Below are 20,939 nucleotides of genomic sequence, written 5' to 3'. Positions count from 1 at the left end.
ATAATGCACAGTCTGTTTCTCTTATGACCAAAACACGGCGTCATCACTGGCTATTTAAGTTATGGGTTAAAGCCCGAGGTTTCCTGGCCTTACTTATTATTGCTGCCGGAGTTCTGGTCGGAATTATGAGTTTACTGTTGCCTTTTGATGGATTATACAAGGAACGTTTAATTGATTTTCTTGAACAACAATGGCAGATGCAGGTAACAGTCGCTGACATTGACGGTTCTTGGCAAGGTTATGGTCCTTCATTTATATTACAGGATCTATCACTACAAGGCGAACAGTCCTTACAACTAAAATCAGCCAAAATTCAACTCAATTTATATCAATTGCTCATGCCCGGTGGTGAGCGAGGTATTGACCTGAGTATCAATGAAGCTGAGCTTGCCATGATTCAGTCAGGTGCCCAAGTTAGTCTAAAATCAAATGAGGACGATAAAAAGCTTACTGCGACATTAGATCGACTTTTACAGGCAGGCTCGTTGCGGGTACAAGCTTTAAAACTTAATTTACTGGACACTAAAGACAAGCCCATTGTAACGGATTTAACCGCAGATTTTTTATTACAACAAGACAGTCAGTTACGGGGTTTACAGTTATTGATTCAAGAAGCGGATCAACAGGAACTCGAGATTCGAGCGGTCACTGATCGCTCGCAACAGATCATGAAAACGGCTCGCTGGTATGTGCACTTTAATGATCTTTCGGTTAGTTTTTTGCAACCATTTTTAGCTGTTCCAAACCTCCCTGAAGCCCGCGTAAGTGGGGAATTATGGGTCACCACTGAGGCAGGTGTTATTACAGATGCCACAGGTCATTGGCAATGGCAACAGAGTCAGCCTGAACTCAATTTCCAATTGGAGATGAGTTATCAGGGTGATGATAAAACCGGTGAGAATATTTGGCATATCAGCGATATCAGTATCAACAGTTCAGTCTATCCAGGGTTTTCGTTTATCGGTCGCTGGCAAGACGATGATGTTGAATATCATGGACAAGATATACCCGTGTCGTGGCTGAGTCATTTGCTTGTTAACTCTTTACTGCCTGACGCCACTTTGAATCAACGCAATGAATTAATCAAACAAAATCAAGGTCAAATTGACAAGCTTCGGTTTCGATATAACCACGGCAATCGACGATTGCACAATCTGTCCGCCCAATTTAGCGGACTTACTACCGACACGTCTCAAATAACTGTCAGTGGATTATCAGGTCGTTATTGGTATCAAGATAATATGAGCCGATTACAGATTGACAGTGAACATGGCTCTCTCATTTTGCCGGGTGTTTTTCGGGGCGCAACTAAGTGGCAACGGCTGCTGTTACAAGCTGATTGGCGACATGGTGAAGTATCACAGTTAAACGTTAATCAATTGTGGTGCGATTGTAATGATTTTCAATTAAATGCCAATGCCGTAATTGACTTTGATGAGGTTCCTTATTTACAGTTGACCAGTCACATTGAAGATGTCGATATTGCTCAACTTTATAATTATTGGCCTCATGAAGTGTGGAAGCCGAAAACCATTGCATGGTTGGATCAAGGTCTTGTCTCGGGGACTGTGGCTGAAGCCAGGTTATATGTGGCCGGTGAAATCAGACCAGAAACATTTAAAAATGGCACTGCAGTCATGAATGCCCAGACGCGAGTACGTGATGCATCGGTTCAATTTAATCCCGACTGGCCTTTGGTTGAAACGTTAAATGCCACAGTAGAAATTACTGCTGATTCCATCGATGTGATGATCGAACAGGCTAAAACTGAAGCCATTTATGTCGAGAATTCCCGGGTGATTATTCCTGATTTTAGTGATGTTGAAGTGTTGGCTGATATTAACGCTAACAGTCGTGGCAATGCTTTAATAGAATACTTAAGCAAATCACCGGTAGCAGGTGACTTAAATTTACAAAAGGATTTAACCATAACAGGTCGCCAAGATGTGACGCTGGATTTACAGATTCCAATTGTTGATGGGCCACAACCACTGGTTGAACCCCAAGGTAAAATTCGTTTAACCAATGGTCATTTAAAGTGGCAGGACTTAGAATTATCTGACTTAAATGGTGTGGTGCAGTTAGACGGCTTTACCCTGAAACCACAACAACTGAAAGCTCAATTAGCGGGACGGGATACGGTGGTCAGTGGCGCCATTAATACACGCAATCAAAGTGGCGCTCAGGTTGACATTCAGTTACAAGGTGTATTTAGTATTCTTGATTGGTTTGCAGTCGACATGTCGCCGGCACCCATGAGCGGTGAGTCCAAATGGCAAATTCAAATACAAAATAAGGACGATGAGGTTCAACTGACAGCCACCACAGATTTATTGGGTGTTGCTCTCAATTTACCCGCACCTTTGCGTAAATTGGCTACAGAAGCGAAAAAAGTATCTGTGATCTGCGATATTCCTTGTGACCAGGGTAAGGTGGTGATTAATTATGGAGGTACCATTGTCGTTGAATTAATGCTCAACCAAAAACAGGTTTTGCTTAATGGTATCCAATTTGGTGGCATTGATAAAACCACCGCTAAAAATATTGGTGGTCAGATTAAGCGTTTAAATTTAGATCAATGGCTGGAGTTGGCGAAAACATGGCAACTAAAAAACAATAAAACCAGTCAACAACCCCTGCTAAAAACGGACATTGTGGTTGATGAGTTAATTTTTATGTCTCGCACTATACGCAATGTTCGGTTAGCCATTACAGAACAAGATGACGGTGTCTTAATCGTTGTAAACAGTGACGCCGTCAAGGGTCAGGTTTTAGTGGCTGATGATTTAGTTAGTCGGGGTATAACGGCTGAATTTGATTACCTTAATTGGCAACAAGCTGATATTGAATCAAGGCTTGATGAAGCCACTGATGGTGAGATTCCCGACATTCATCTGTGGGCTGAAGAATTTAGTTTTGGTGGTGTTCCTTTGGGGCAATTACGTTTAGAGCTTCGCAATGTGGCTGATGGTATTAAAGTTGAACAGCTAACCATGAAATCGGATTTAATTGAACTTAATGCCAACGGCGAATGGTTGCGTACCAGTCAAGGGATGGGTACTTCCCGTTTTGATATTGTTATTATTTCAGAGCGGATTGCTGATTTTTTACAACAAATGGATTTTAATGCACCGATTTCAAATGCCCAAACATTGATTGAAATGGAGGTTCACTGGCCGGGATTACCGGCGGCTTTTGATGTCGCGGCATTATCGGGTTTTTTACGAATTGATATTGGCCAAGGTGAAGTGGTGGACCAACAACCGGGGTTTGGTCGGGTGTTGGGTTTATTTAACCTCACTAATTTGCCTCGACGCTTATTACTGGATTTCCGTGATGTTTTGTCAGAAGGCTTACATTTTGAAGAAATGGTGGGAGAATTTAAGCTAAGTGATGGTGTAGCAGAGACTGATAATTTTTTAATTCGTGCCTCTGCGGCAAAAATTTATATGCATGGCGTGGTTAACTTTGTCGATAGAAGTTATGACCAATTGATCATCATAAGACCACAGATTGGTAAAACCTTTCCGACCTTAGGTGCGATTGCCGGTGGTCCGGTGGGGGCAGCAGCCGGTTTTTTAGTTCAGGGCTTATTGAGTAAGCAATTGAAGTCAGCCAATGAAATAAAATATCATGTGACCGGCCCATGGTCCACACCTGATATCAAACTATTAGAACAAAATGATGAATAAATTAACTTTATGGCGCGCATTATTTTTGATTTTATTAACCGTTATATGTGGTTATTTTGCGTACCAATCATGGCAACATTCGATTCAATTTGAACAAGAAATTGTAACCTTAAATAAACAATTAAGTTTAACAGATAACGTTAAGACCACCGGCAAAAAAGCTTTGGAATGGCTGACATTTAGCTGGTATGACGGGTACTCTCAACAGTTGGCTGATTTACAAACTCAGCAGGCTGATGCGGATAATCAGCAATATTTAGCCCATAAGTACACCAAGTTATTTATGGCGAGTATGGTGTTGCTGTTCTTGTTGGCTTTTATGATGCCGTCAGTGGCGACATTATTGGCTTTGTTGGCTGTCACCACGGTGGCTTTGGTGACCGGTTGGTTGGCTCCGGTGTTGGCCATTGAGGCGTATCAGGAAGTACCGGTGTTGGGACACACCTTGTTTCAATTTGAATCAAAAAGCATTGTTTCAGGTATTCAAAAATTAGCCGAAAGCGGACAGTGGGTTATTGCCGGGCTCATCTTTATTTTTACCATCTTAACCCCCATAATGAAATCTGCAGTTATGGCATTAATATTATTGAGCCGACGACTACACTTCTCAAAACGCTGTATAACTTGGTTACAGTTGATTGGTAAGTGGTCCATGCTGGATGTATTTGTCATCGCTTTATTGGTCATTTATTTTTCCACCAAAGCAGGCGGCGCCACTGATGCCACCTTACAAATTGGTGTCTATTATTTTATCGCTTATGTGCTGGCATCAATGATGTTAGCCTTTATTTTGAGCAGCAGAGTTTATGAGCATCCATCAAATACAACAAACATTTCTTGAGCCAGGCGGCTTGAACCTTTCGGATATCGAATATTTATTAGCTGAGGCCTTACATACCGGTGGTGATTTTGCTGATTTGTATTTTCAGTCAGCCCGTGTGGAATCGTGGGTGCTTGAGAATCAGCAGGTCAAATCCGGCTCTCATCGCATCGATAAAGGTGTGGGGGTTCGCGTTAATGAAGGTGAAAAGACTGGTTTTGCTTACACCGACGTTCTGCAGAAAAAAACCATGGCAGAGGCTGTTAATACTGCACGCAGTATTGCCAGACAAGGTCAGAACAACACACAAGGCGTTCGCTTATCCGCGCAACAAGCGCCGGTCTTATACACTGCCAAAGATGTTTTAAGTGATGTTGATAATCAAACAGTGATTGATTTATTGATGCGCATGGATAAACAAGCCCGTAAACAGGATTCACGGGTTAAAAAAGTGGTGTGCTCATTGGTGTCATCACAGGAAGAAATTCTGGTGGCTGCTACGGACGGTATAATGGCCACAGATATCCGACCCATGGTAAAACTCAGTATCCAGGTGATATGTGCGGATGATAAAGGCCGCATGGAAATGGGTTATGCCGGTGGTGGTGGCCGCATCCTTTTAAAAGATGTGTTCCAGCCGGGCTACGCCGATGTGTATGTTCAGGATGCAGTGCGTGGCGCCTTAATTAATTTACAAGCCCAAGCGGCACCGGCCGGGGTGATGCCGGTGGTACTGGCCGGTGGCTGGCCGGGTGTATTATTACATGAAGCCGTGGGTCATGGTCTGGAAGGTGATTTTAACCGCAAGGGCTCTTCGGCTTTTGCCGGAAAAATCGGGCAACAAGTGGCCGCTAAAGGTTGTACCGTGATTGACAGTGGCATTTTACCCAACCGCCGTGGCTCACTTCGAGTGGATGATGAGGGTACACCGAGCGCCGAAAACGTACTGATTGAAAACGGTATTTTAAAAGGCTATATGCAAGACAAACTCAATGCGCGATTAATGGGTATGCCAACCACCGGAAACGGTCGTCGTGAATCCTTTGCGCATTTACCCATGCCGCGCATGACCAATACCTATATGTTGGCCGGTGACCATGATCCCGGTGAAATTATTGAATCCGTTGAACGGGGTTTGTATGCGGTTAACTTTATGGGTGGCCAAGTGGACATCACCAACGGTAAATTTGTGTTTTCAGCTTCTGAAGCGTATTTGATTGAAAACGGTCAAATTAAACATCCTGTAAAAGGCGCGACATTAATCGGTGACGGTCCTACTGCCATGCAACATGTTAGCATGGTGGGTAATAATCTGCAGTTTGACCAAGGTTTAGGTATGTGTGGCAAGAATGGACAGACCATACCTGTGGGTATTGGTCAGCCAAGCATGAAAATTGATAAATTAACGGTGGGCGGTACCCAGGTTTAAATCAACAACTTAACACTAAAAAAAACCCACCTAAAAATCGGTGGGTTTTTTGTGCTTACTAATTAAAGTTAATTACAGTTTATGCTATTGCAATTTCATCAATAAATAACTGTAAATCAAAGCCCGTAAATAGGCAGTTTGGTCGTTATTTGAAGCACCACCATGGCCACCTTCAATGTTTTCATAGTAATAGAAATCATGCTCATAAGCTTCCATGAGGGCTGCCATTTTTCTGGCATGACCCGGGTGTACGCGGTCATCTCGGGTGGAGGTGGTAAAAAATATTTCCGGATAATTCTCATTGGCTTTTAAGTTATGGTACGGTGAGTATGTTTTGATATACGCCCATTCTTCGGGAATATCAGGATTACCGTACTCAGCCATCCAACTGGCACCGGCCAATAACTGGTTAAACCGTTTCATATCCAATAAGGGTACCGCAGAAACTACGGCATTGAATAAGTCAGGTCGCAACATGGTGACTGCACCAACCAGTAGCCCGCCATTTGAACCACCATAAATACCTAAATGTTCAGCTGAGGTGATATTTTTAGCCACTAAATCTTCTGCGACACCGATAAAATCGTTATAAGCAACCATGCGGTTTTCTTTTAAAGCCGCTTGGTGCCAGGCAGGGCCGTATTCACCGCCACCACGGATATTGGCTACCACATAAACACCACCATGCTGTAGCCAGTCGGTACCAACTATATCCAAATAACTGGGTCTTACCGGAACTTCAAAGCCGCCATAACCATATAATAAAGTCGGGTTTTTGCCGTTATAAGGCATGTCTTTATGGTGCACCAGGAAATAGGGCACTTGGGTACCGTCCGCGGCTGTCATAAAATGTTGTTGTACCTGATAAGGTTCGGCATTAAATTGCGCAGGTAATTGCTTGATAATTTCTAAGGCGTCTTCATTGGCTTGATAATGATATAAAGTTGAAGGCGTTAAATAATCACTAAAATTGATAAATACATCATCATTGTCATCACTGCTACCGGTCACTGAAATAGTTCCCAGGGCGGGTAGTTCAATGCGTTTTTGTGCCCAACCAAATTCATTGGGCGCAAAACGATACAAAACACTGCCGACATCTTCTAAGGTGTTAACAAACACATGGTTTTTACTGCTACTGACAGCGGCAATTGCGGTATTTGCGGTCGCTGTCATTAGCGTTTCAAAAGTTGCTTGTCGTTTGCGTAACTCATCTAAGCGAGTGGTAATTAAGCTGCCTTGTTTAAATACCCGTTCTGGTCTGTTCCAATCAGATTTTAATTCTATTAATAATTGACCATCAATAAGCCCTGAAATTGTGGCATCGTGGGGGATATCGAGTTTTTCAGTTTTATAGTTTTCATCGAGCAGAAAGCTATTAGAGGTATAAAAGCTATCGGCTTGGGTTATCATCAGGTAACGTGTATCGTTATCATAAAAAGTCGACGGCCAAACGCCCACGTCACTGTTATTTCCGGTAAATATTGTTTTAGCTTCACTGATATCCGTTCCGCGCTGCCATAATTTAATGATTTTAGGGTAACCAGAATCGGTCATGGTGTCGTCACCAAAATCAGTGCCAACCAGCAAATGATCTTTATCGACCCAACTTAGACCATTTTTTGCTTCACTTAAAATAAAACCATTGTCTACAAAAGATTGTGTATTTAAATCAAATTCTCTAACCACAGTGGCATCAGCGCCGCCACGAGATAAATTGACCAAACACAGATCATATTCGGGTTGGCGACAGTTTATACCTTTATAAACCCAGTTTTCATTTTCTTTTTCCGCCAAAGCATCGACATCTAAAATGGTCTGCCATTTTGGGTTTTTGGATTTATAAGAGTCTAAAGTGGTGCGTCTGTAAATACCACGGACGTGGTTCTCATCGCGCCAAAAATTATATAAATGACCACCCATTTGACTGACATAAGCAATTCGATCATCGGCATTTAATATGCGCTTATTGGCTTCATACAGCTCATCAAACAGAGGTTGATTTTCAAGAATATCTAAAGAACGTTTATTGTGTTTTTTGACCCATGTAATGGCGCGTTCACCATCAATGTCTTCAAGCCAAAGAAATGGGTCCTCTTGACTCACATTAATGGATTTGGTTTGAGTATTTTCTGGTTTTGGGTTTTGGCTACACGCAGTCATAAAGAATATCGCAATTAAAAGAATTAAATATGTTTTGTTCATAATTTTTTAAATGGGGTTATAAAGAGATTAATTATACATGACATCTGTATGATATGACCTTGAAATAACATCAAATCATCCCATATTGTCACTTTAACATTTTAGAAAACAGCATGACAATTCAAGCCACAATTAAAACCAATAAAGGTGATATTCATTTAGATTTATTTGCTGATAAAGCGCCGGTAACGGTCGCTAACTTTGTGAATTTAGCAAAACAAGGATTTTATGACGATTTAAGTTTTCATCGCGTAATTCCTGATTTTATGGTGCAGGGCGGTTGTCCGATTGGCACCGGTACCGGTAATCCCGGGTATCGTTTTGAAGATGAGTTCGATGACAGTTTAAAGCATGATAAACCGGGTGTTTTATCTATGGCCAATGCCGGTCCCGGCACCAATGGCAGTCAGTTTTTTATTACCCACGTTGCCACACCTTGGTTAGACGGTAAACACACTGTATTTGGCGCCATACAATCAGATGCAGACCAAAAAGTGGTTGATGCCATTGCTGGAAACGATGAAATCAAAACCATTGAAATCAGTGGTGATGCGGATGCTTTATTGGCAGCTCAGGCTGACCGTGTTAAAGAGTGGAATCAGCATCTTTAAGTGTCAGTAATTAACTATCCGGCCTTAGACATTAAGTGTGTAAGGTCGGATGGTTATCTGAAAAAGTCGATTTGTTTTTCTTATTGAAAAATAAAGATGGTAACTTTACCAAGCCATTAAACAACAAACTAAACAATATTCCGCCAATGAGTCCATAGAGCCATGACCATAGATTAATGGGCATCCCCGGCGTAAAGTTTTTTGCGGTTCCTTTCACTAAATCCACACGAAAATGGCCAATCAAATAAGGAATTGTGTACCACAACGGTTTGCTTTCATAGACAACTGCTTCTTGCGCTAAATCATCGCTGTGGCTGATAAAGGCATCTATTTGTTTTGCTGAATCGGCAATCACCGGATCTTGATTTTCTCTTAAACGTTGAATATAAGCTGACAAATCACCATTAAAATGACGATCTGCTAAGGTTTGGTACTCTGATATTTGACTTTTTTGTGAATCGACATAGCCGCCAATTCTTTGGGTGTATTGATCGATAAACTGAGGTAACTGTAAAAACAGAATCACCCCAAGGGCAAAGAATATTTTGTCGAGCAGATTTTTTAGCATCCACTTATTATAGCAGGGGAAAGCAAAAAACCGGCAACATGGCCGGTTTTTTCATTCTCACATACAACAGACTTTGCACTATAAAAGGTTACAGGCAATCAGATAATGCTTTAACAAACGTATCCAAGTCTTCATCTGTTTTGGTTTCAGTGACACACAGTAAAATACATTGGCCTAATTCAGGGTAATCGTTGCTGATATTAACACCGGCAACGAAACCTTTGTTTGCCATCTCTGTGATAACTTCATCAGCAGGTCGTTCAACCTGAATCAAAAACTCATGAAAGCCGCTTCCATCAAACAGCACTTTCAAGCCTTTTAGAGCGGATAGTTTTGTTTTCAACATAGCGGTGTTATTGATACAGTGTGCGGCGACATTGCGTAAACCATTGGAGCCCAACAAAGCCATATAAATGGTCGAGGCGGTAACCATCAAACCTTGGTTGGTACAAATATTTGAGGTCGCTTTGGCACGACGAATATGTTGCTCCCGAGCCTGATAGGTTAAAGCAAAACCCGGGTTGTTATCAAGATCTGTTGTCATACCCACTATGCGACCCGGCATTTGACGAACAAACGCCTGTTTACAGGTAAGAAACCCGTAATAAGGTCCACCGGAAGATAAAGGTACGCCCATGGATTGGCCTTCACCGCAGCAAATATCAACACCGGTTTTGCCCCATTGACCAGGCGCGGTTAATAAAGCCAAACTCATTGGATTAACCACACCAATGGCCATGGCCTTGTTGTCATGGGCCCAATCGGATAAGGCATGAACATCTTCATAAAGACCAAAATAGTTGGGCTGAGGAATCACCAATGCGGTGATATCTTGATCTTTAAACCGATTTAAATCTTGGTGGTCAATCAGTCCCGTTTTGTGATCAAATTCGACGTACTCAAGTGTAATTTCCTGATTTTTAACAATATTGTGGGCCACTCGTGCATAAACCGGATTCAGGTTTTTGGGGACTAAAATCAGTTTTGATTTGCTTTTTCGGTTAGCTCGCACCGCCATAATCATGGCTTCTGCCAAAGCAGACGCGCCGTCGTACATGGAGGCATTGGAAACGTCTAAACCGGTCATGTGAGCAATCATGCTTTGGTATTCGTAAATAACCTGTAACGTGCCTTGTGACACTTCAGCCTGATAAGGTGTATAAGCGGTATAAAATTCACCTCGGGTCGCTACCTGCCAAACAGCGGCCGGTATGTGATGCTCATAAGCACCTGCACCGGCATAACAAACCGGTGTACCGTCTTTTTTTGCTAACGCGGAGACTTTTTTAATGACGGCCATTTCCGGCAAACCATCGTCTAATTGATCCAGTTTGGATGACCATAGCTCTTTGGGTATTTCATCAAACAGGTCATCAATGTTGGCTACCCCAATGGTATCCAACATGGCTTTAATGTCTTCGTCTGTGTGTGGGATAAAAGGCATGGTTTGGTTTACTCTTCGTCTTCAATACTGGTACGATAATCTTCGGCATTGAGTAAACTGTCTAACTCACTGTCCTCAGTAATCTCTATCACAAAAATCCAGCCATCATCGTAGGGAGAATCATTGATTAATTCCGGGTTGTCTTCTAAAGCGTCATTGGCTTCCACAACTGTTCCGGTTAAAGGTGCAAATAAATCTGAGGCAGTTTTAACAGATTCAACCACACCACATTCATCTTCTTGGGCATAGGTTTCATCGGTTTCGGGTAATTCAACGAATACGATGTCACCAAGCTGCTCTTGTGCAAATTCAGTGATGCCGACACGGTAGCGATTATCAGCAATTTTTTCCAACCATTCATGGCTGGCAGTATAAAGTAAATTATCAGGTACATAACTCATGATTTTATTCCTCTAATAATGATTGTCCGTTTCTAACGAAAGGTAATTTAACAACACGACAAGGCAGCTTTTTATTGCGGATACTGACATAGAGCTGTTTGTCTTGGTTGTTTTTGGGTATGCGAGCAAAAGCGATTGCTTGCTCGGTGGTTGGTGAATAGCCGCCGCTGGTTATGATGCCGATGTCATTGTTATCATCACTGATGATTTGTCCATGGCGCAAAATACCTCGGCCATCAAGCACCAATCCCACTAATTTGGTTTCACTGCCTTGTTGACGTTGCTTAGCGATGATGTCACCACCAATAAAGTCGTGGTCTTTTTTCCGCACTGACCAAGCCAATCCGCAATTAATCGGTGAAATACCCTCATCCATATCTTGGCCATATAAATGCATACCAGCTTCTAAGCGTAACGTATCGCGTGCACCTAAACCACAAGGTTTTACACCTGTATCCAATAGTTTTTGCCAAAAGACCGGGGCATCGGTTACAGGTAAGACCACTTCAAAACCATCTTCACCGGTGTAGCCTGTGCGACCAATAAAATAGGATTGGTCTTGGTCGGCATAAAATTTCTTTAAGGATGATAAATCGATATTGAGTAGTGGTTGTAGCTGCTGTTCGGCTTCCGGACCTTGTACAGCAATAATGGCTAAGTCGGTTTGTTCCTTTATATTGACGTCAAAATCGGATGATTGTTTAGAAATCCATGCCATGTCTTTATCACGGGTGGCGGCATTGGAGATAATGCGGTAGTTATCATCGGCCAATTTGTATACAATTAAATCATCTATTACACCACCTTGCTCATTGAGCATGGTGCTGTATAAGGCTTGATTGGTGTTTGTTTTGGTGATATCACCGGCTAATAGCCGATAGAGAAATGTGGTGGCATCCTTTCCTTTAACATCGATAACAGTCATATGAGACACATCAAACATGCCGCATTCTTGTCTAACTGCATGATGTTCTTCAATTTGTGAGCCGTAGTTGATGGGCATTTGCCAGCCACCAAAATCAACCATTTTTGCACCGGCATCAAGGTGCGCTTGATACAAGCCTGTTTTATTCATGTTTAATTAAAAATTGATTGAAAAAATTCCAGTCGAACTATACTCTAAAGAGCTTATTAACTGCAACCAAAGTTTAACATAATGGCCAGAATTTATACACGTAGTGGAGATGCCGGCGAAACCGGATTAGCTGACGGCACACGTATAGGAAAACACCAGAATTTGGTGGAGGCCATAGGTGATATTGATGAGCTTAATGCCCATGTCGGTCTGATTCGGGCCGATCAGCCGCAAGCTGATATTGATGCACAGTTAGCCGTTATACAGCACCATTTGTTTGATATTGGGGCTCAAGTTGCGCAATTTAAAGACAATCCAATTAAGCAAAGACAAGTGCAACAATTGGAACAATGGATTGATGCCTTTCAGGCAGAATTGACACCCATCAAACAATTTATTTTACCGGCCGGGAATCGAATCGGCTCACATGTTCATTTGGCACGAAGTATCTGTCGTCGTGCTGAGCGACATGTTTGGCTGGCGGCTGAAAAGCATGACATTGAAATTGAAGTACTGCATTATTTAAATCGTTTATCTGATTATTTATTTGTGTTGGCACGGGCTTTAAATAAGAAACAAGAGGTTTTTTGGCAACAGAATCAATAAATTAAGACTTGTACGAGTTTATATATGCTTAATTAGTGACTAATTTGTGACACAATTATGTTTTTTTATTGCTAATTCAAAGATTTATGGGGAAATTTAGCTGAATATGGTAAAATTCATTTTTTCAAACTTTAAACGAGAGGAGTCGTCTATGAAAAAAATATTGTTAGGATTATCTTTGTCGGCCTTAGCAGGTACGGCATTGGCACAAGATTATGATGATCGTTGGCGTTTGTCACCGACCATTAACTTTACCGCCACCGACAGCGAAAAGAACATTGAATCTCAATTCGGCGCAGGTATTGGTATTGGTAAATTTATTAACCCAAATTGGACCTTGGACTTTGAAATTGATCATGCCAGATTTGCCAAAGACCCACGTCCAGGCTCATTAAAGCAAACCGGTTACGGTTTAATGGCTCGCTATCATTTTAATGAAGGTGAAAGCTTACGTCCTTTTATTGCTATGGGAGCCGGGTTATTAGATCATGACGGTCAGGAACCAAGAGTTAGTTCTGATGATTGGATGTTGAATTTAGGTGTTGGTCTTCGTAAAACCATGACTGATCGTATGGATTTCATCAGTGAAATTAAATATCGTCTTGACACCGATGATTACACCAATACCGCCAGCAGTTATGATGATTACATGTTTTCTATGGGCGTAAGTATTGCCTTAGGTGAAGCCCGCCAGGCAGCGCCTGCTGAGCCTGTTGAGCCGGCACCACAGTTGGATTCTGACGGTGATGGTGTCAGCGATCAAATGGATCGTTGTCCAAATACACCAGCCGGTGTTGAAGTGGATGAGTACGGTTGCCCAATTACAGATGGTGATGATGACAACGATGGTGTACCTAATTCACGTGATAAATGTCCAGATACCAGAGCTGGTGCTGTGGTTGATAAGGACGGCTGTGAAGTACAAGTGGTGATTGAGTTACAAGGTGTACACTTTGATTTTGATAAAGCCACATTACGTCCTGAGTCGATTAAAATTTTAGATGCAGCTGTTAAAACTATGGGCGAGCACGGTACTATTCTGGTTGAAGTGGCCGGTCACACTGATTCAGTCGGTGCCGAAAGCTATAATCAGGATTTATCTGAGCGTCGTGCCAAAGTTGTTTACGACTACTTGGTTGATAAAGGTGTTGAAGCAGATCGCATGACTTGGAAAGGCTACGGTGAGAATAGTCCGATTGCCACCAATGAAACCGATGAAGGACGTCAACGCAACCGACGCACTGAGTTACAAATTCAAAATTAATCAATAATTTAACTCAGTTAAAGAATAAAAGGCCACTTTTGAAAGTGGCCTTTTTTTTGTGTTAAAGTTAATTTGGGTTGTGGTAGGTAATAATTGAGTTCCTTGTACTTAATGTCTTTTCTTAGCATGGTCTGCTGATGGTTTCAGTTCGGACCAGAAGTATTCAGCGGCAGGCCGAAGCACATAGTTTTACATACAAAATCCATGCGTTTATTCCTGAGGTGTTATAAAACCATTTCCAAGAATCAACAAGATACCTAATAAGCCTAAAATAAGCGCCAATACAGGGAAAAAGAACATCAATGGTAAGGTGAATACCAATAACCCAAGCCCTTTAGATATAAAATCAGATTGTTGTGATGGCCGTGTTCCTGTGCCGGCTAAATATGTGAACATGTAATCCAAGCTTAATTTCCCCGCACCGGAAAATACCAGTGGCAACAGCATAACAATGAATATTAAAGGTAATTTAAAATTCCCGTAGCCATCGTTACTAATGGCGTAACCTTGCCATAATTGTGACAAGCCATCGTAAGCTTCAGGCCAATGGACGGCATATACTGCCACGGCTGTTATAACGATTAAACTCATGGCAGCAAAGCGGGTAAATAAACCAACCAGCAGTAATAGGGCAAAGACTGTTTCACCCCATGCAGCCATAAGCCATAATGTATTGGAATCAAGTGATCTAAAAATGGGTGGGAAATTTTGCTGTATGGAATCAAACCAATTTTCACCATTAAGTTTACCGACACCGGCACCATAAAACTCCCAAAATAATAAGGCCCTTAGAAAAAAAGGCGGTAGCCAGTGTCCAGCAGCATTGAGTCGGCTTTTAACAGGGTGCCATATATTTTGTAGACTTTGTATTGCTTTCATATTTGTGCCTCTATTGGGTGCTGATAATGATGTCCTGATGTGACCATTTAAGCAGTTGTTGATGACCAAATTCAATGATTTTATCTTCAGACATTGTCGCCGACTTTGCAAACACAGATAAAATGGTATTGCGTCCGGTTAAATCATGGTTTTGTAATTTTTTTAATAAATTGTTTGAATGTGTGTTTAATTCAGCAAAATGAATTGTGTAATCACGGTCTCGCCAAACCAGTAGATGGGTTATGTTTTGGCTTTCTTGCGGTTGATATTGAGGGCCAATTTGGTGTACTGGATAGTGATAGTTGTGGACCTGAACCAAAGGCGAAATGATTGGTGTTTTATCTAATAACTGTGCGGGTTTTATTTTTTTAAATTCTGGTTGGTGTGTGGCTTTTTGCAACTTTAATTCAAGCCACTCATAATGTGCTAATTCATAGATATATGGTCGGGTTTTGTCGAATGAATGTTGTTTTAAATAAAGCAAAAACTCGCCGGCAATTTCGGTGAAATAGGGTGTTTTATTGTGTTGGGTTTGGTAAAAATCTCGTATAAGTACTGACCATTGTTGCGAGTTATAAAGTGAGTTTAAAACCGGAAAGGTCTGCTTAATGAGTGCGCTGATGTTATTAAAAAACAAGTCCCGATAGACCTGCATGCGGTGTTCATCAATGCCATCTGGTTTGGGATAACGTTGTGGATTTCTGATGTGCGCTGCAAAAGCCTTTTGCAGATCTTTAACCTTGTGACTGTCTGACATGTTTGCTTTGGCTGATCATTTGAATATGTTTGATGTGATTAACTTCTTCCAATAATGTGCTTAATTCAGGAAAGTCAAAGTCTCGTTCCAGTAAAGTAGGGAATACACCATGTTGTTGATAGCTATATTCAAGTAAACTCCATACCGGATCAATAACCTCGCTACCATGGGTATCAATAATCAAATCTTTGCTTTTTTGTTCATGCCCGGCGATGTGACCATAAACGATACGTTCTGTCGGTAGTTGTCGTATAAATGATTGGGCATCATAACCATGGTTGATACTGTTAACGTATACATTATTAACATCTAAATGAAGATAACAATCCGCTTGTTCTAAAATGGTCAATATAAATGCCAACTCAGTCATGTCACTGCCGGGTAGACGTAAATAATAAGAGGCATTTTCCAGTGCCATGCGCTCGCCCATTATATCTTGTACCTGCTTTACACGGTCAATGACATATTGTGCACGTTCTTCATTGAATGGAATGGGCATTAAATCATAAAGATGACCGCCATCTGTACAGTATGATAGGTGTTCGGTGTAAAGTGGACATTGGTATTGTTCTTTAAATTGTTTAACCGATTGTATAAGCGTTAGGTCTAAATCATCAGGGCCACCAATAGATAACGACAAACCATGTAATACAATGGGGAATTGTTCAGCCAACCGATCAAAAGTTTGTCGAGAGCGGCCACCTAACTTTAACCAGTTTTCAGGCGCCACTTCTAAAAAGTCAATATCGGACAGGTTTTTGGAGGATTCCAATGCCGGAATAAAGGCTCGACGAAGGCCCAATCCGGCACCGGAAAGTTGTGAGAGTTTCATGTTAAAAAGTTAGTGACCGCACTTGCCTTCGCCGCATTTCCCTTCACCACATTTGCCTTCAGCATTTTTATCGTCTTTGGCTTTGTGTTCACCACATTTGCCTTCAGCATTTTTGTCATCTTTGGCATGGCTTTCGCCACATTTTCCCTCGGCGTGTTTTTCATCTTTGCTTTTAGTTTCACCGCACTTGCCTTCGCCACATTTACCTTCGGCATGTTTCTCATCTTTGGCTTTAGATTCACCACATTTGCCTTCGCCTATGGCTATTTTACCCAATAGTGTGGTATTTTTGTTGTTATAACCGTCGCTAAGATCCTGTTGATTAAATGGGTTCACATCTGATGACAGTGCACCAGCACCAATCACACCAACTGCGCCTGCTAAGGCGATATTAACTGCATTAAATTTATTGTTTTTCATAAACATGTCCTGTCATAAGTTGAGTAGTTTTAAGGCCAAGTATAAATGACCGTAAGTCATGGTAGCATGAAAAGTTAAGACTATTGCCATGAAAATTAGATAAAAAAAAGCCCAACTAATCGTAGTCGGGCTATTTTTAACAATTTATTTACAAAAACAGTTATTGGCTTTTTTGTAAATCTTTAATCATGGCAGCCAAGAATCGGGCGGCTTCACCACCGGTGGCAGCGCGATGATCAAAAGTTAATGATAACGGGATGGTGCGATGTGCTTCCATACCACCCATGACCGGAACCACTTCATGACGTAGCTTGCCAGCAGCCACAATTGCCACGCAGGGAGGTGTAATTATGGGCGTTGCATAGCGACCGGCATAAACCCCAAAATTGGATAACATGAGGGTGTAATCCTTCATGGATTCCGGCGGTATGCTGCGCGATTTAACCTGTTCTTTAATAACATTCATTTCCTCACGGACTTTTTGTGGGGACAGGCTTTCGCAGTTTCGCATGGTTGGCACAAATAAACCGTCTTCAGTGTCTACTGCAATACCAATATCCACATGAGAAATGATTCTGCGGGCCAATTTATCACCATCAAACCAGGCATTTAAAGCCGGTTCAGCTTGGGCGGCAACCACCAAAGAGCGTATCAAACGTACGGTGATATCTTGACCGGCTTGCCAAGCATGAATATCGGCATCATCCATAATGGTGGTTGGTACAACAGTGACATGGGCATTTTGCATAACCCGAGCCATGGTGCGACGTGAACCTTTGACCTGCTGCCAGTTATCATCAGCCTGGACTTTTGGTTGACTTGGCTTAGTTGCGACTGTTGGGGCTTCAGTGGTGACTTGTTGTTTGACAGTGGATTTAGGTGATTCTGAAGCTTTAGCCTGACCCGATTGGGCCGCTTTCTTAACATCACTGGGTCGAATCACACTGCCTGTACCGGTGGCTTCAACCAGGCTTAAATCAACTTTTAGTTTTTTGGCTAATGCCCGTACCGCAGGTGCGGCCTTTTTGCCACCGAAATCGGTCATGCTATCTTGAACGGTATCAGAGGTTTCCATTTGGCCGACTACGGTGCCTTGTTTGCTTGCGGCTGCCGGTTGTTCGGTGCTTGTTTGCTGGGATTCTTCTTTATCAAGATCCATTAAAACTTGCTCGGCTTCTTCACGCAACTTAGTTGGTGAGTCTTTTTCATCGTCAACAGCAGGCTCTTCAATGGCTCCATCACCGGTATCAAATTCAATTAAGGGTGCTCCGGTATCAATAACATCACCCGGTTCACCATATAACTTTTTAACTGTTCCGGTAACCGGCACCGGTACGTCAACAACTGCTTTGGCTGTTTCCATGGAGACCATTGGCTGGTCTTCAGTGACTTTGTCACCCACCTTAACATGCCACTCAACAATCTCTGCGTCCGGTAAACCTTCCCCTAAATCAGGTAATTTAAAAATACTCATGAAACCTCCAATACTTGATTAACTGCCTGCAAAATACGTTCAGTGGTTGGCATATATTTTTTCTCCATTTTAAACAATGGCATGATGACGTCATAGCCGGTTACCCGTTTTACGGGTGCTTGTAAATCATACAAACCCTGATCCGCTAAATTGGCGGCTATTTCTGACGATAAGCTACAGTGACGTGCAGCTTCCTGAACAATCACGCAGCGACCGGTTTTAGCCACTGATTCAGCGATGGTGTCCATATCAAGCGGACTAATGGTGGCGACATCAATAACTTCAGCTGAAATACCTTGTTCAGCAAGCTTGTCAGCCGCTTCTAAGGTTTCTTTCATCATCGCACCCCAGGTCACTAAGGTCACATCTTCACCTTCACGGATGACATAACACATGTCTAATGGATACTCCTCACCATCATTTTCAACTTCTTCTTTACTCCAATGATAGATACGCTTGGGTTCTAAAAAGATAACCGGATCCGGACTGCGAATGGCGGCCAATAGCAAGCCGTAAGCGCGGGTAGGGGAGGACGGAATGACCACCCGTAAACCAGGAATATGTGCAAATAAAGCTTCAGTACTTTCTGAATGATGCTCAGGTGCGTGAATGCCGCCGCCGTATGGGGCGCGAATAACCAAAGGACAGGTTAAGCGTCCACGAGTCCGGTTACGCATGCGTGCTGCATGACAGACAATGTGTTCCACCATGGGATATATAAACCCCATAAATTGTGCTTCCGCGATCGGCTTCATCCCTTGAGTGGCCATACCTACTGCCATTCCGGCAATCATGGCTTCAGCCAGTGGTGTATCAATCACACGGTCTTCACCATACTTTTGAGCCAGTCCTTTGGTGGCACGAAAAACGCCACCATTAATACCCACATCTTCGCCCATAATGACGACATCTTTATCATGTCCAAGTTCATGGTCCATTGCCATGGTAACCGCTTCAACTAAGGTCACTTTAGCCATTTGACTTCTCCTCTAAATCCAGGGCATATTGTTTCTGCGCTTCTAAAGTATGCGGCATGTCTGCAAACATATAGTCAAACATTGAAGCAACTCCGGGGTTGCCACTGCTTAAATACTCATCAACGGCTTCTTCAACTTCTTTTTTACTGGTTTCTAGTAATTGGTTTTCCAGTTGTTCATTCCACTGTTTGTTACTCATTAAATATTTACGCATGCGCTTAATGGGTTCGAATTGACGGGCATTTTCAACCTCATCATCCGGGCGATAACGGCTGGCATCATCGGCAGTGGTGTGATCACTGAGCCGATAGGTAATGGCCTCAATAACGGTGGCACCTTTGCCCTCATAAGCCCGTTTTAAAGCAGCTCGAACAGCTGTGTACACAGCGATATAGTCGTTGCCGTCCACCTGAAGGGATGGTAGTCCTCCGGCCAGACCTTTTTGTGCCAGAGTTCGTCCCGCGGATTGTTTTTTACGTGGTACAGAGATGGCCCATTGGTTATTCACAATCATTAACACCATCGGCAACGTAAAGGCACTGGCGGCGTTAATGGCTTCTAAAAAGTCACCTTTAGAGCTACCACCGTCACCAACCACTGAAACAGCAGCCCGTTTTTCGCCACGTAGTTTCATGGCCATGGCAGCACCGGCGGCATGGGTGCATTGGGTGGCAATTGGTACACACCAAGGAAAATCATGCTGTGGTCCGGAAAAATTACTACCGCGTTCATCACCGCCCCAGTAATTGAGTACTTCAGACATTTTTACACCACGATAAAATTGAGCACCATATTCACGGTACATGGGGGCAAAAACATCAGACTCTGCCATGGCAGAACCGATGCCGATATGAACCGCTTCATGACCTAAACAAGAGGCATAGGTACCAAGCTTACCGGTGCGTTGTAAAGCCACCGCTTTACTATCAAAAGTACGGGTTAAGACCATTAGCTCATAAATGGATTTGAGCTTTTCAAAATCAGTGGCAATACGAGGTTTTTTGTCCCCCACCAACTCACCGTTAGGGGTGAGGTATTGTAAGTAGTCGATATTGAACGAGGCAACTGTAGTCAATTTCACTCTCCGAATATGTTGGATTGGTTATCATCTAACCAGCCAAATTTGAATAGCATAGCTATTATCTAAGAAGTTCTGCTGGCAGATAGCAGGCCCGGGTTATTAAACCGACATATTGTCGGTTGTTAAATCGTCCTGTTATGAGGGCCATACATTATAAATAGTGGTTGTTGTTTGCAACCTTTTTTGCGGAGTGTATTATAAGTTAATCACACTAAATAATAAAGTAAGCTGGTGCAGTGTTTTATATATTGGCACATTGTCACTGATTTAGAAGATGAACAATCACAAAAGGTCGCTATTAGTAATGATGATAATTATTTTATCGCTTTAATGGTGAGATTTTGATATGAAACAATGCGAAATCGTTATCAAGATTCTACAATAACGCCTTACATTAATTATTA

18 protein-coding genes are annotated in these 20,939 nt (G+C 42.3%); 6 read left to right on the top strand and 12 right to left on the bottom strand.

Going from position 1 to position 20,939, the window contains the following annotated elements; all coding sequences use genetic code 11:
- The first annotated feature begins 23 nt into the window (after positions 1-23).
- From OS173_RS01335 to tldD, 3 genes are read left to right on the top strand one after another with little or no spacing between them, the layout of a single operon-like run.
- Positions 24-3,692: a YhdP family protein gene (locus tag OS173_RS01335; protein ID WP_267182472.1), complete on the top strand. Its 3,669-nt coding sequence runs from the start codon at positions 24-26 to the stop codon at positions 3,690-3,692.
- A complete protein-coding gene (locus tag OS173_RS01330) occupies positions 3,682-4,533 on the top strand; it encodes a paraquat-inducible protein A (protein WP_267182471.1) in 852 nt (283 codons plus the stop codon). The genes OS173_RS01335 and OS173_RS01330 overlap by 11 nt, the downstream gene beginning before the upstream one ends.
- Entirely contained in the window at positions 4,499-5,941 is a 1,443-nt protein-coding gene (gene tldD / locus OS173_RS01325; protein WP_267182470.1) for a metalloprotease TldD, read from the top strand. The genes OS173_RS01330 and tldD overlap by 35 nt, the downstream gene beginning before the upstream one ends.
- 84 nt (positions 5,942-6,025) lie before the next feature.
- Here tldD and OS173_RS01320 read toward each other — a convergent pair whose 3' ends face one another.
- The gene (locus tag OS173_RS01320; protein WP_267182469.1) at positions 6,026-8,146 is read right to left on the bottom strand and encodes a prolyl oligopeptidase family serine peptidase; all 2,121 of its coding nucleotides are present in this window, start codon (positions 8,144-8,146) and stop codon (positions 6,026-6,028) included.
- A 113-nt stretch (positions 8,147-8,259) separates the two neighbouring features.
- Here OS173_RS01320 and OS173_RS01315 point away from each other — a divergent pair, with 113 nt between their 5' ends.
- Positions 8,260-8,757, top strand: a complete 498-nt coding sequence (locus OS173_RS01315; RefSeq protein WP_323373162.1) for a peptidylprolyl isomerase — start codon at positions 8,260-8,262, stop codon at positions 8,755-8,757.
- Between the two features lie 31 nt (positions 8,758-8,788).
- Here OS173_RS01315 and OS173_RS01310 read toward each other — a convergent pair whose 3' ends face one another.
- From OS173_RS01310 to gcvT, 4 genes are all read right to left on the bottom strand, one after another.
- Positions 8,789-9,325, bottom strand: coding sequence for a DUF2937 family protein (locus OS173_RS01310; RefSeq protein ID WP_267182468.1), 537 nt, complete (start codon positions 9,323-9,325; stop codon positions 8,789-8,791).
- An 88-nt stretch (positions 9,326-9,413) separates the two neighbouring features.
- Positions 9,414-10,769 (bottom strand): aminomethyl-transferring glycine dehydrogenase subunit GcvPA, encoded by a 1,356-nt coding sequence (gene gcvPA / locus OS173_RS01305; protein ID WP_267182467.1) that lies wholly within the window; start codon positions 10,767-10,769, stop codon positions 9,414-9,416.
- An 8-nt stretch (positions 10,770-10,777) separates the two neighbouring features.
- Positions 10,778-11,170 carry a glycine cleavage system protein GcvH gene (gcvH, locus tag OS173_RS01300; RefSeq protein WP_267182466.1) on the bottom strand — a complete coding sequence of 131 codons (393 nt, stop codon included), beginning with the start codon at positions 11,168-11,170 and terminating at the stop codon, positions 10,778-10,780.
- 4 nt (positions 11,171-11,174) lie between these two features.
- A complete protein-coding gene (gene gcvT / locus OS173_RS01295; RefSeq protein ID WP_267182465.1) occupies positions 11,175-12,245 on the bottom strand; it encodes a glycine cleavage system aminomethyltransferase GcvT in 1,071 nt (356 codons plus the stop codon).
- Between the two features lie 81 nt (positions 12,246-12,326).
- Between gcvT and OS173_RS01290 the strand changes: the two genes are divergently transcribed.
- The gene (locus OS173_RS01290) at positions 12,327-12,851 is read left to right on the top strand and encodes a cob(I)yrinic acid a,c-diamide adenosyltransferase (RefSeq protein WP_267182464.1); all 525 of its coding nucleotides are present in this window, start codon (positions 12,327-12,329) and stop codon (positions 12,849-12,851) included.
- A 151-nt stretch (positions 12,852-13,002) separates the two neighbouring features.
- A complete protein-coding gene (locus tag OS173_RS01285; RefSeq protein WP_267182463.1) occupies positions 13,003-14,115 on the top strand; it encodes an OmpA family protein in 1,113 nt (370 codons plus the stop codon).
- 210 nt (positions 14,116-14,325) lie between these two features.
- On the opposite strand, the gene OS173_RS01280 is transcribed toward OS173_RS01285, so the two are convergent.
- The 7 genes from OS173_RS01280 to pdhA all read right to left on the bottom strand — a co-directional run bounded on the left by OS173_RS01280 (position 14,326) and on the right by pdhA (position 20,529).
- Positions 14,326-14,994, bottom strand: a complete 669-nt coding sequence (locus OS173_RS01280; protein WP_267182462.1) for an HvfX family Cu-binding RiPP maturation protein — start codon at positions 14,992-14,994, stop codon at positions 14,326-14,328.
- A 10-nt stretch (positions 14,995-15,004) separates the two neighbouring features.
- Entirely contained in the window at positions 15,005-15,751 is a 747-nt protein-coding gene (locus OS173_RS01275) for an HvfC family RiPP maturation protein (RefSeq protein WP_267182461.1), read from the bottom strand.
- Positions 15,729-16,583: an HvfB family MNIO-type RiPP peptide maturase gene (locus OS173_RS01270; RefSeq protein WP_267182460.1), complete on the bottom strand. Its 855-nt coding sequence runs from the start codon at positions 16,581-16,583 to the stop codon at positions 15,729-15,731. Before OS173_RS01270 ends, OS173_RS01275 begins: the two co-directional genes overlap by 23 nt.
- Before the next feature lie 9 nt (positions 16,584-16,592).
- The gene (locus tag OS173_RS01265) at positions 16,593-17,003 is read right to left on the bottom strand and encodes an HvfA family oxazolone/thioamide-modified RiPP metallophore (RefSeq protein ID WP_267182459.1); all 411 of its coding nucleotides are present in this window, start codon (positions 17,001-17,003) and stop codon (positions 16,593-16,595) included.
- Between the two features lie 160 nt (positions 17,004-17,163).
- Positions 17,164-18,477 (bottom strand): dihydrolipoamide acetyltransferase family protein, encoded by a 1,314-nt coding sequence (locus tag OS173_RS01260; RefSeq protein WP_267182458.1) that lies wholly within the window; start codon positions 18,475-18,477, stop codon positions 17,164-17,166.
- On the bottom strand, positions 18,474-19,454 hold the full coding sequence (locus OS173_RS01255; protein ID WP_267182457.1) for an alpha-ketoacid dehydrogenase subunit beta: 981 nt from the start codon (positions 19,452-19,454) through the stop codon (positions 18,474-18,476). Before OS173_RS01255 ends, OS173_RS01260 begins: the two co-directional genes overlap by 4 nt.
- Positions 19,447-20,529, bottom strand: a complete 1,083-nt coding sequence (gene pdhA / locus OS173_RS01250) for a pyruvate dehydrogenase (acetyl-transferring) E1 component subunit alpha (protein ID WP_267182456.1) — start codon at positions 20,527-20,529, stop codon at positions 19,447-19,449. The genes OS173_RS01255 and pdhA overlap by 8 nt, the downstream gene beginning before the upstream one ends.
- Positions 20,530-20,939: the final 410 nt, after the last annotated feature.

It is taken from the genome of Marinicella gelatinilytica, assembly GCF_026410405.1.
GTDB lineage: Bacteria > Pseudomonadota > Gammaproteobacteria > Xanthomonadales > Marinicellaceae > Marinicella > Marinicella gelatinilytica.
The sequence above is the reverse complement of the archived record's forward strand: the minus strand, read 5'-3'. Positions and strand labels throughout refer to the sequence as shown.

What these genes read in the sequence shown, in the direction of transcription:
- OS173_RS01280 (WP_267182462.1), bottom strand. Translation starts at nt 14,994, where the DNA reads ATGAAAGCAATACAAAGTCTACAAAATATATGGCACCCTGTTAAAAGC.
- gcvT (WP_267182465.1), bottom strand. Translation starts at nt 12,245, where the DNA reads ATGAATAAAACAGGCTTGTATCAAGCGCACCTTGATGCCGGTGCAAAA.
- OS173_RS01270 (WP_267182460.1), bottom strand. Translation starts at nt 16,583, where the DNA reads ATGAAACTCTCACAACTTTCCGGTGCCGGATTGGGCCTTCGTCGAGCC.
- OS173_RS01260 (WP_267182458.1), bottom strand. Translation starts at nt 18,477, where the DNA reads ATGAGTATTTTTAAATTACCTGATTTAGGGGAAGGTTTACCGGACGCA.
- OS173_RS01320 (WP_267182469.1), bottom strand. Translation starts at nt 8,146, where the DNA reads ATGAACAAAACATATTTAATTCTTTTAATTGCGATATTCTTTATGACT.
- OS173_RS01335 (WP_267182472.1), top strand. Translation starts at nt 24, where the DNA reads ATGACCAAAACACGGCGTCATCACTGGCTATTTAAGTTATGGGTTAAA.
- OS173_RS01285 (WP_267182463.1), top strand. Translation starts at nt 13,003, where the DNA reads ATGAAAAAAATATTGTTAGGATTATCTTTGTCGGCCTTAGCAGGTACG.
- OS173_RS01330 (WP_267182471.1), top strand. Translation starts at nt 3,682, where the DNA reads ATGATGAATAAATTAACTTTATGGCGCGCATTATTTTTGATTTTATTA.
- OS173_RS01265 (WP_267182459.1), bottom strand. Translation starts at nt 17,003, where the DNA reads ATGAAAAACAATAAATTTAATGCAGTTAATATCGCCTTAGCAGGCGCA.
- OS173_RS01275 (WP_267182461.1), bottom strand. Translation starts at nt 15,751, where the DNA reads ATGTCAGACAGTCACAAGGTTAAAGATCTGCAAAAGGCTTTTGCAGCG.
- gcvH (WP_267182466.1), bottom strand. Translation starts at nt 11,170, where the DNA reads ATGAGTTATGTACCTGATAATTTACTTTATACTGCCAGCCATGAATGG.
- OS173_RS01315 (WP_323373162.1), top strand. Translation starts at nt 8,260, where the DNA reads ATGACAATTCAAGCCACAATTAAAACCAATAAAGGTGATATTCATTTA.
- tldD (WP_267182470.1), top strand. Translation starts at nt 4,499, where the DNA reads ATGAGCATCCATCAAATACAACAAACATTTCTTGAGCCAGGCGGCTTG.
- OS173_RS01290 (WP_267182464.1), top strand. Translation starts at nt 12,327, where the DNA reads ATGGCCAGAATTTATACACGTAGTGGAGATGCCGGCGAAACCGGATTA.
- gcvPA (WP_267182467.1), bottom strand. Translation starts at nt 10,769, where the DNA reads ATGCCTTTTATCCCACACACAGACGAAGACATTAAAGCCATGTTGGAT.
- OS173_RS01310 (WP_267182468.1), bottom strand. Translation starts at nt 9,325, where the DNA reads ATGCTAAAAAATCTGCTCGACAAAATATTCTTTGCCCTTGGGGTGATT.
- OS173_RS01255 (WP_267182457.1), bottom strand. Translation starts at nt 19,454, where the DNA reads ATGGCTAAAGTGACCTTAGTTGAAGCGGTTACCATGGCAATGGACCAT.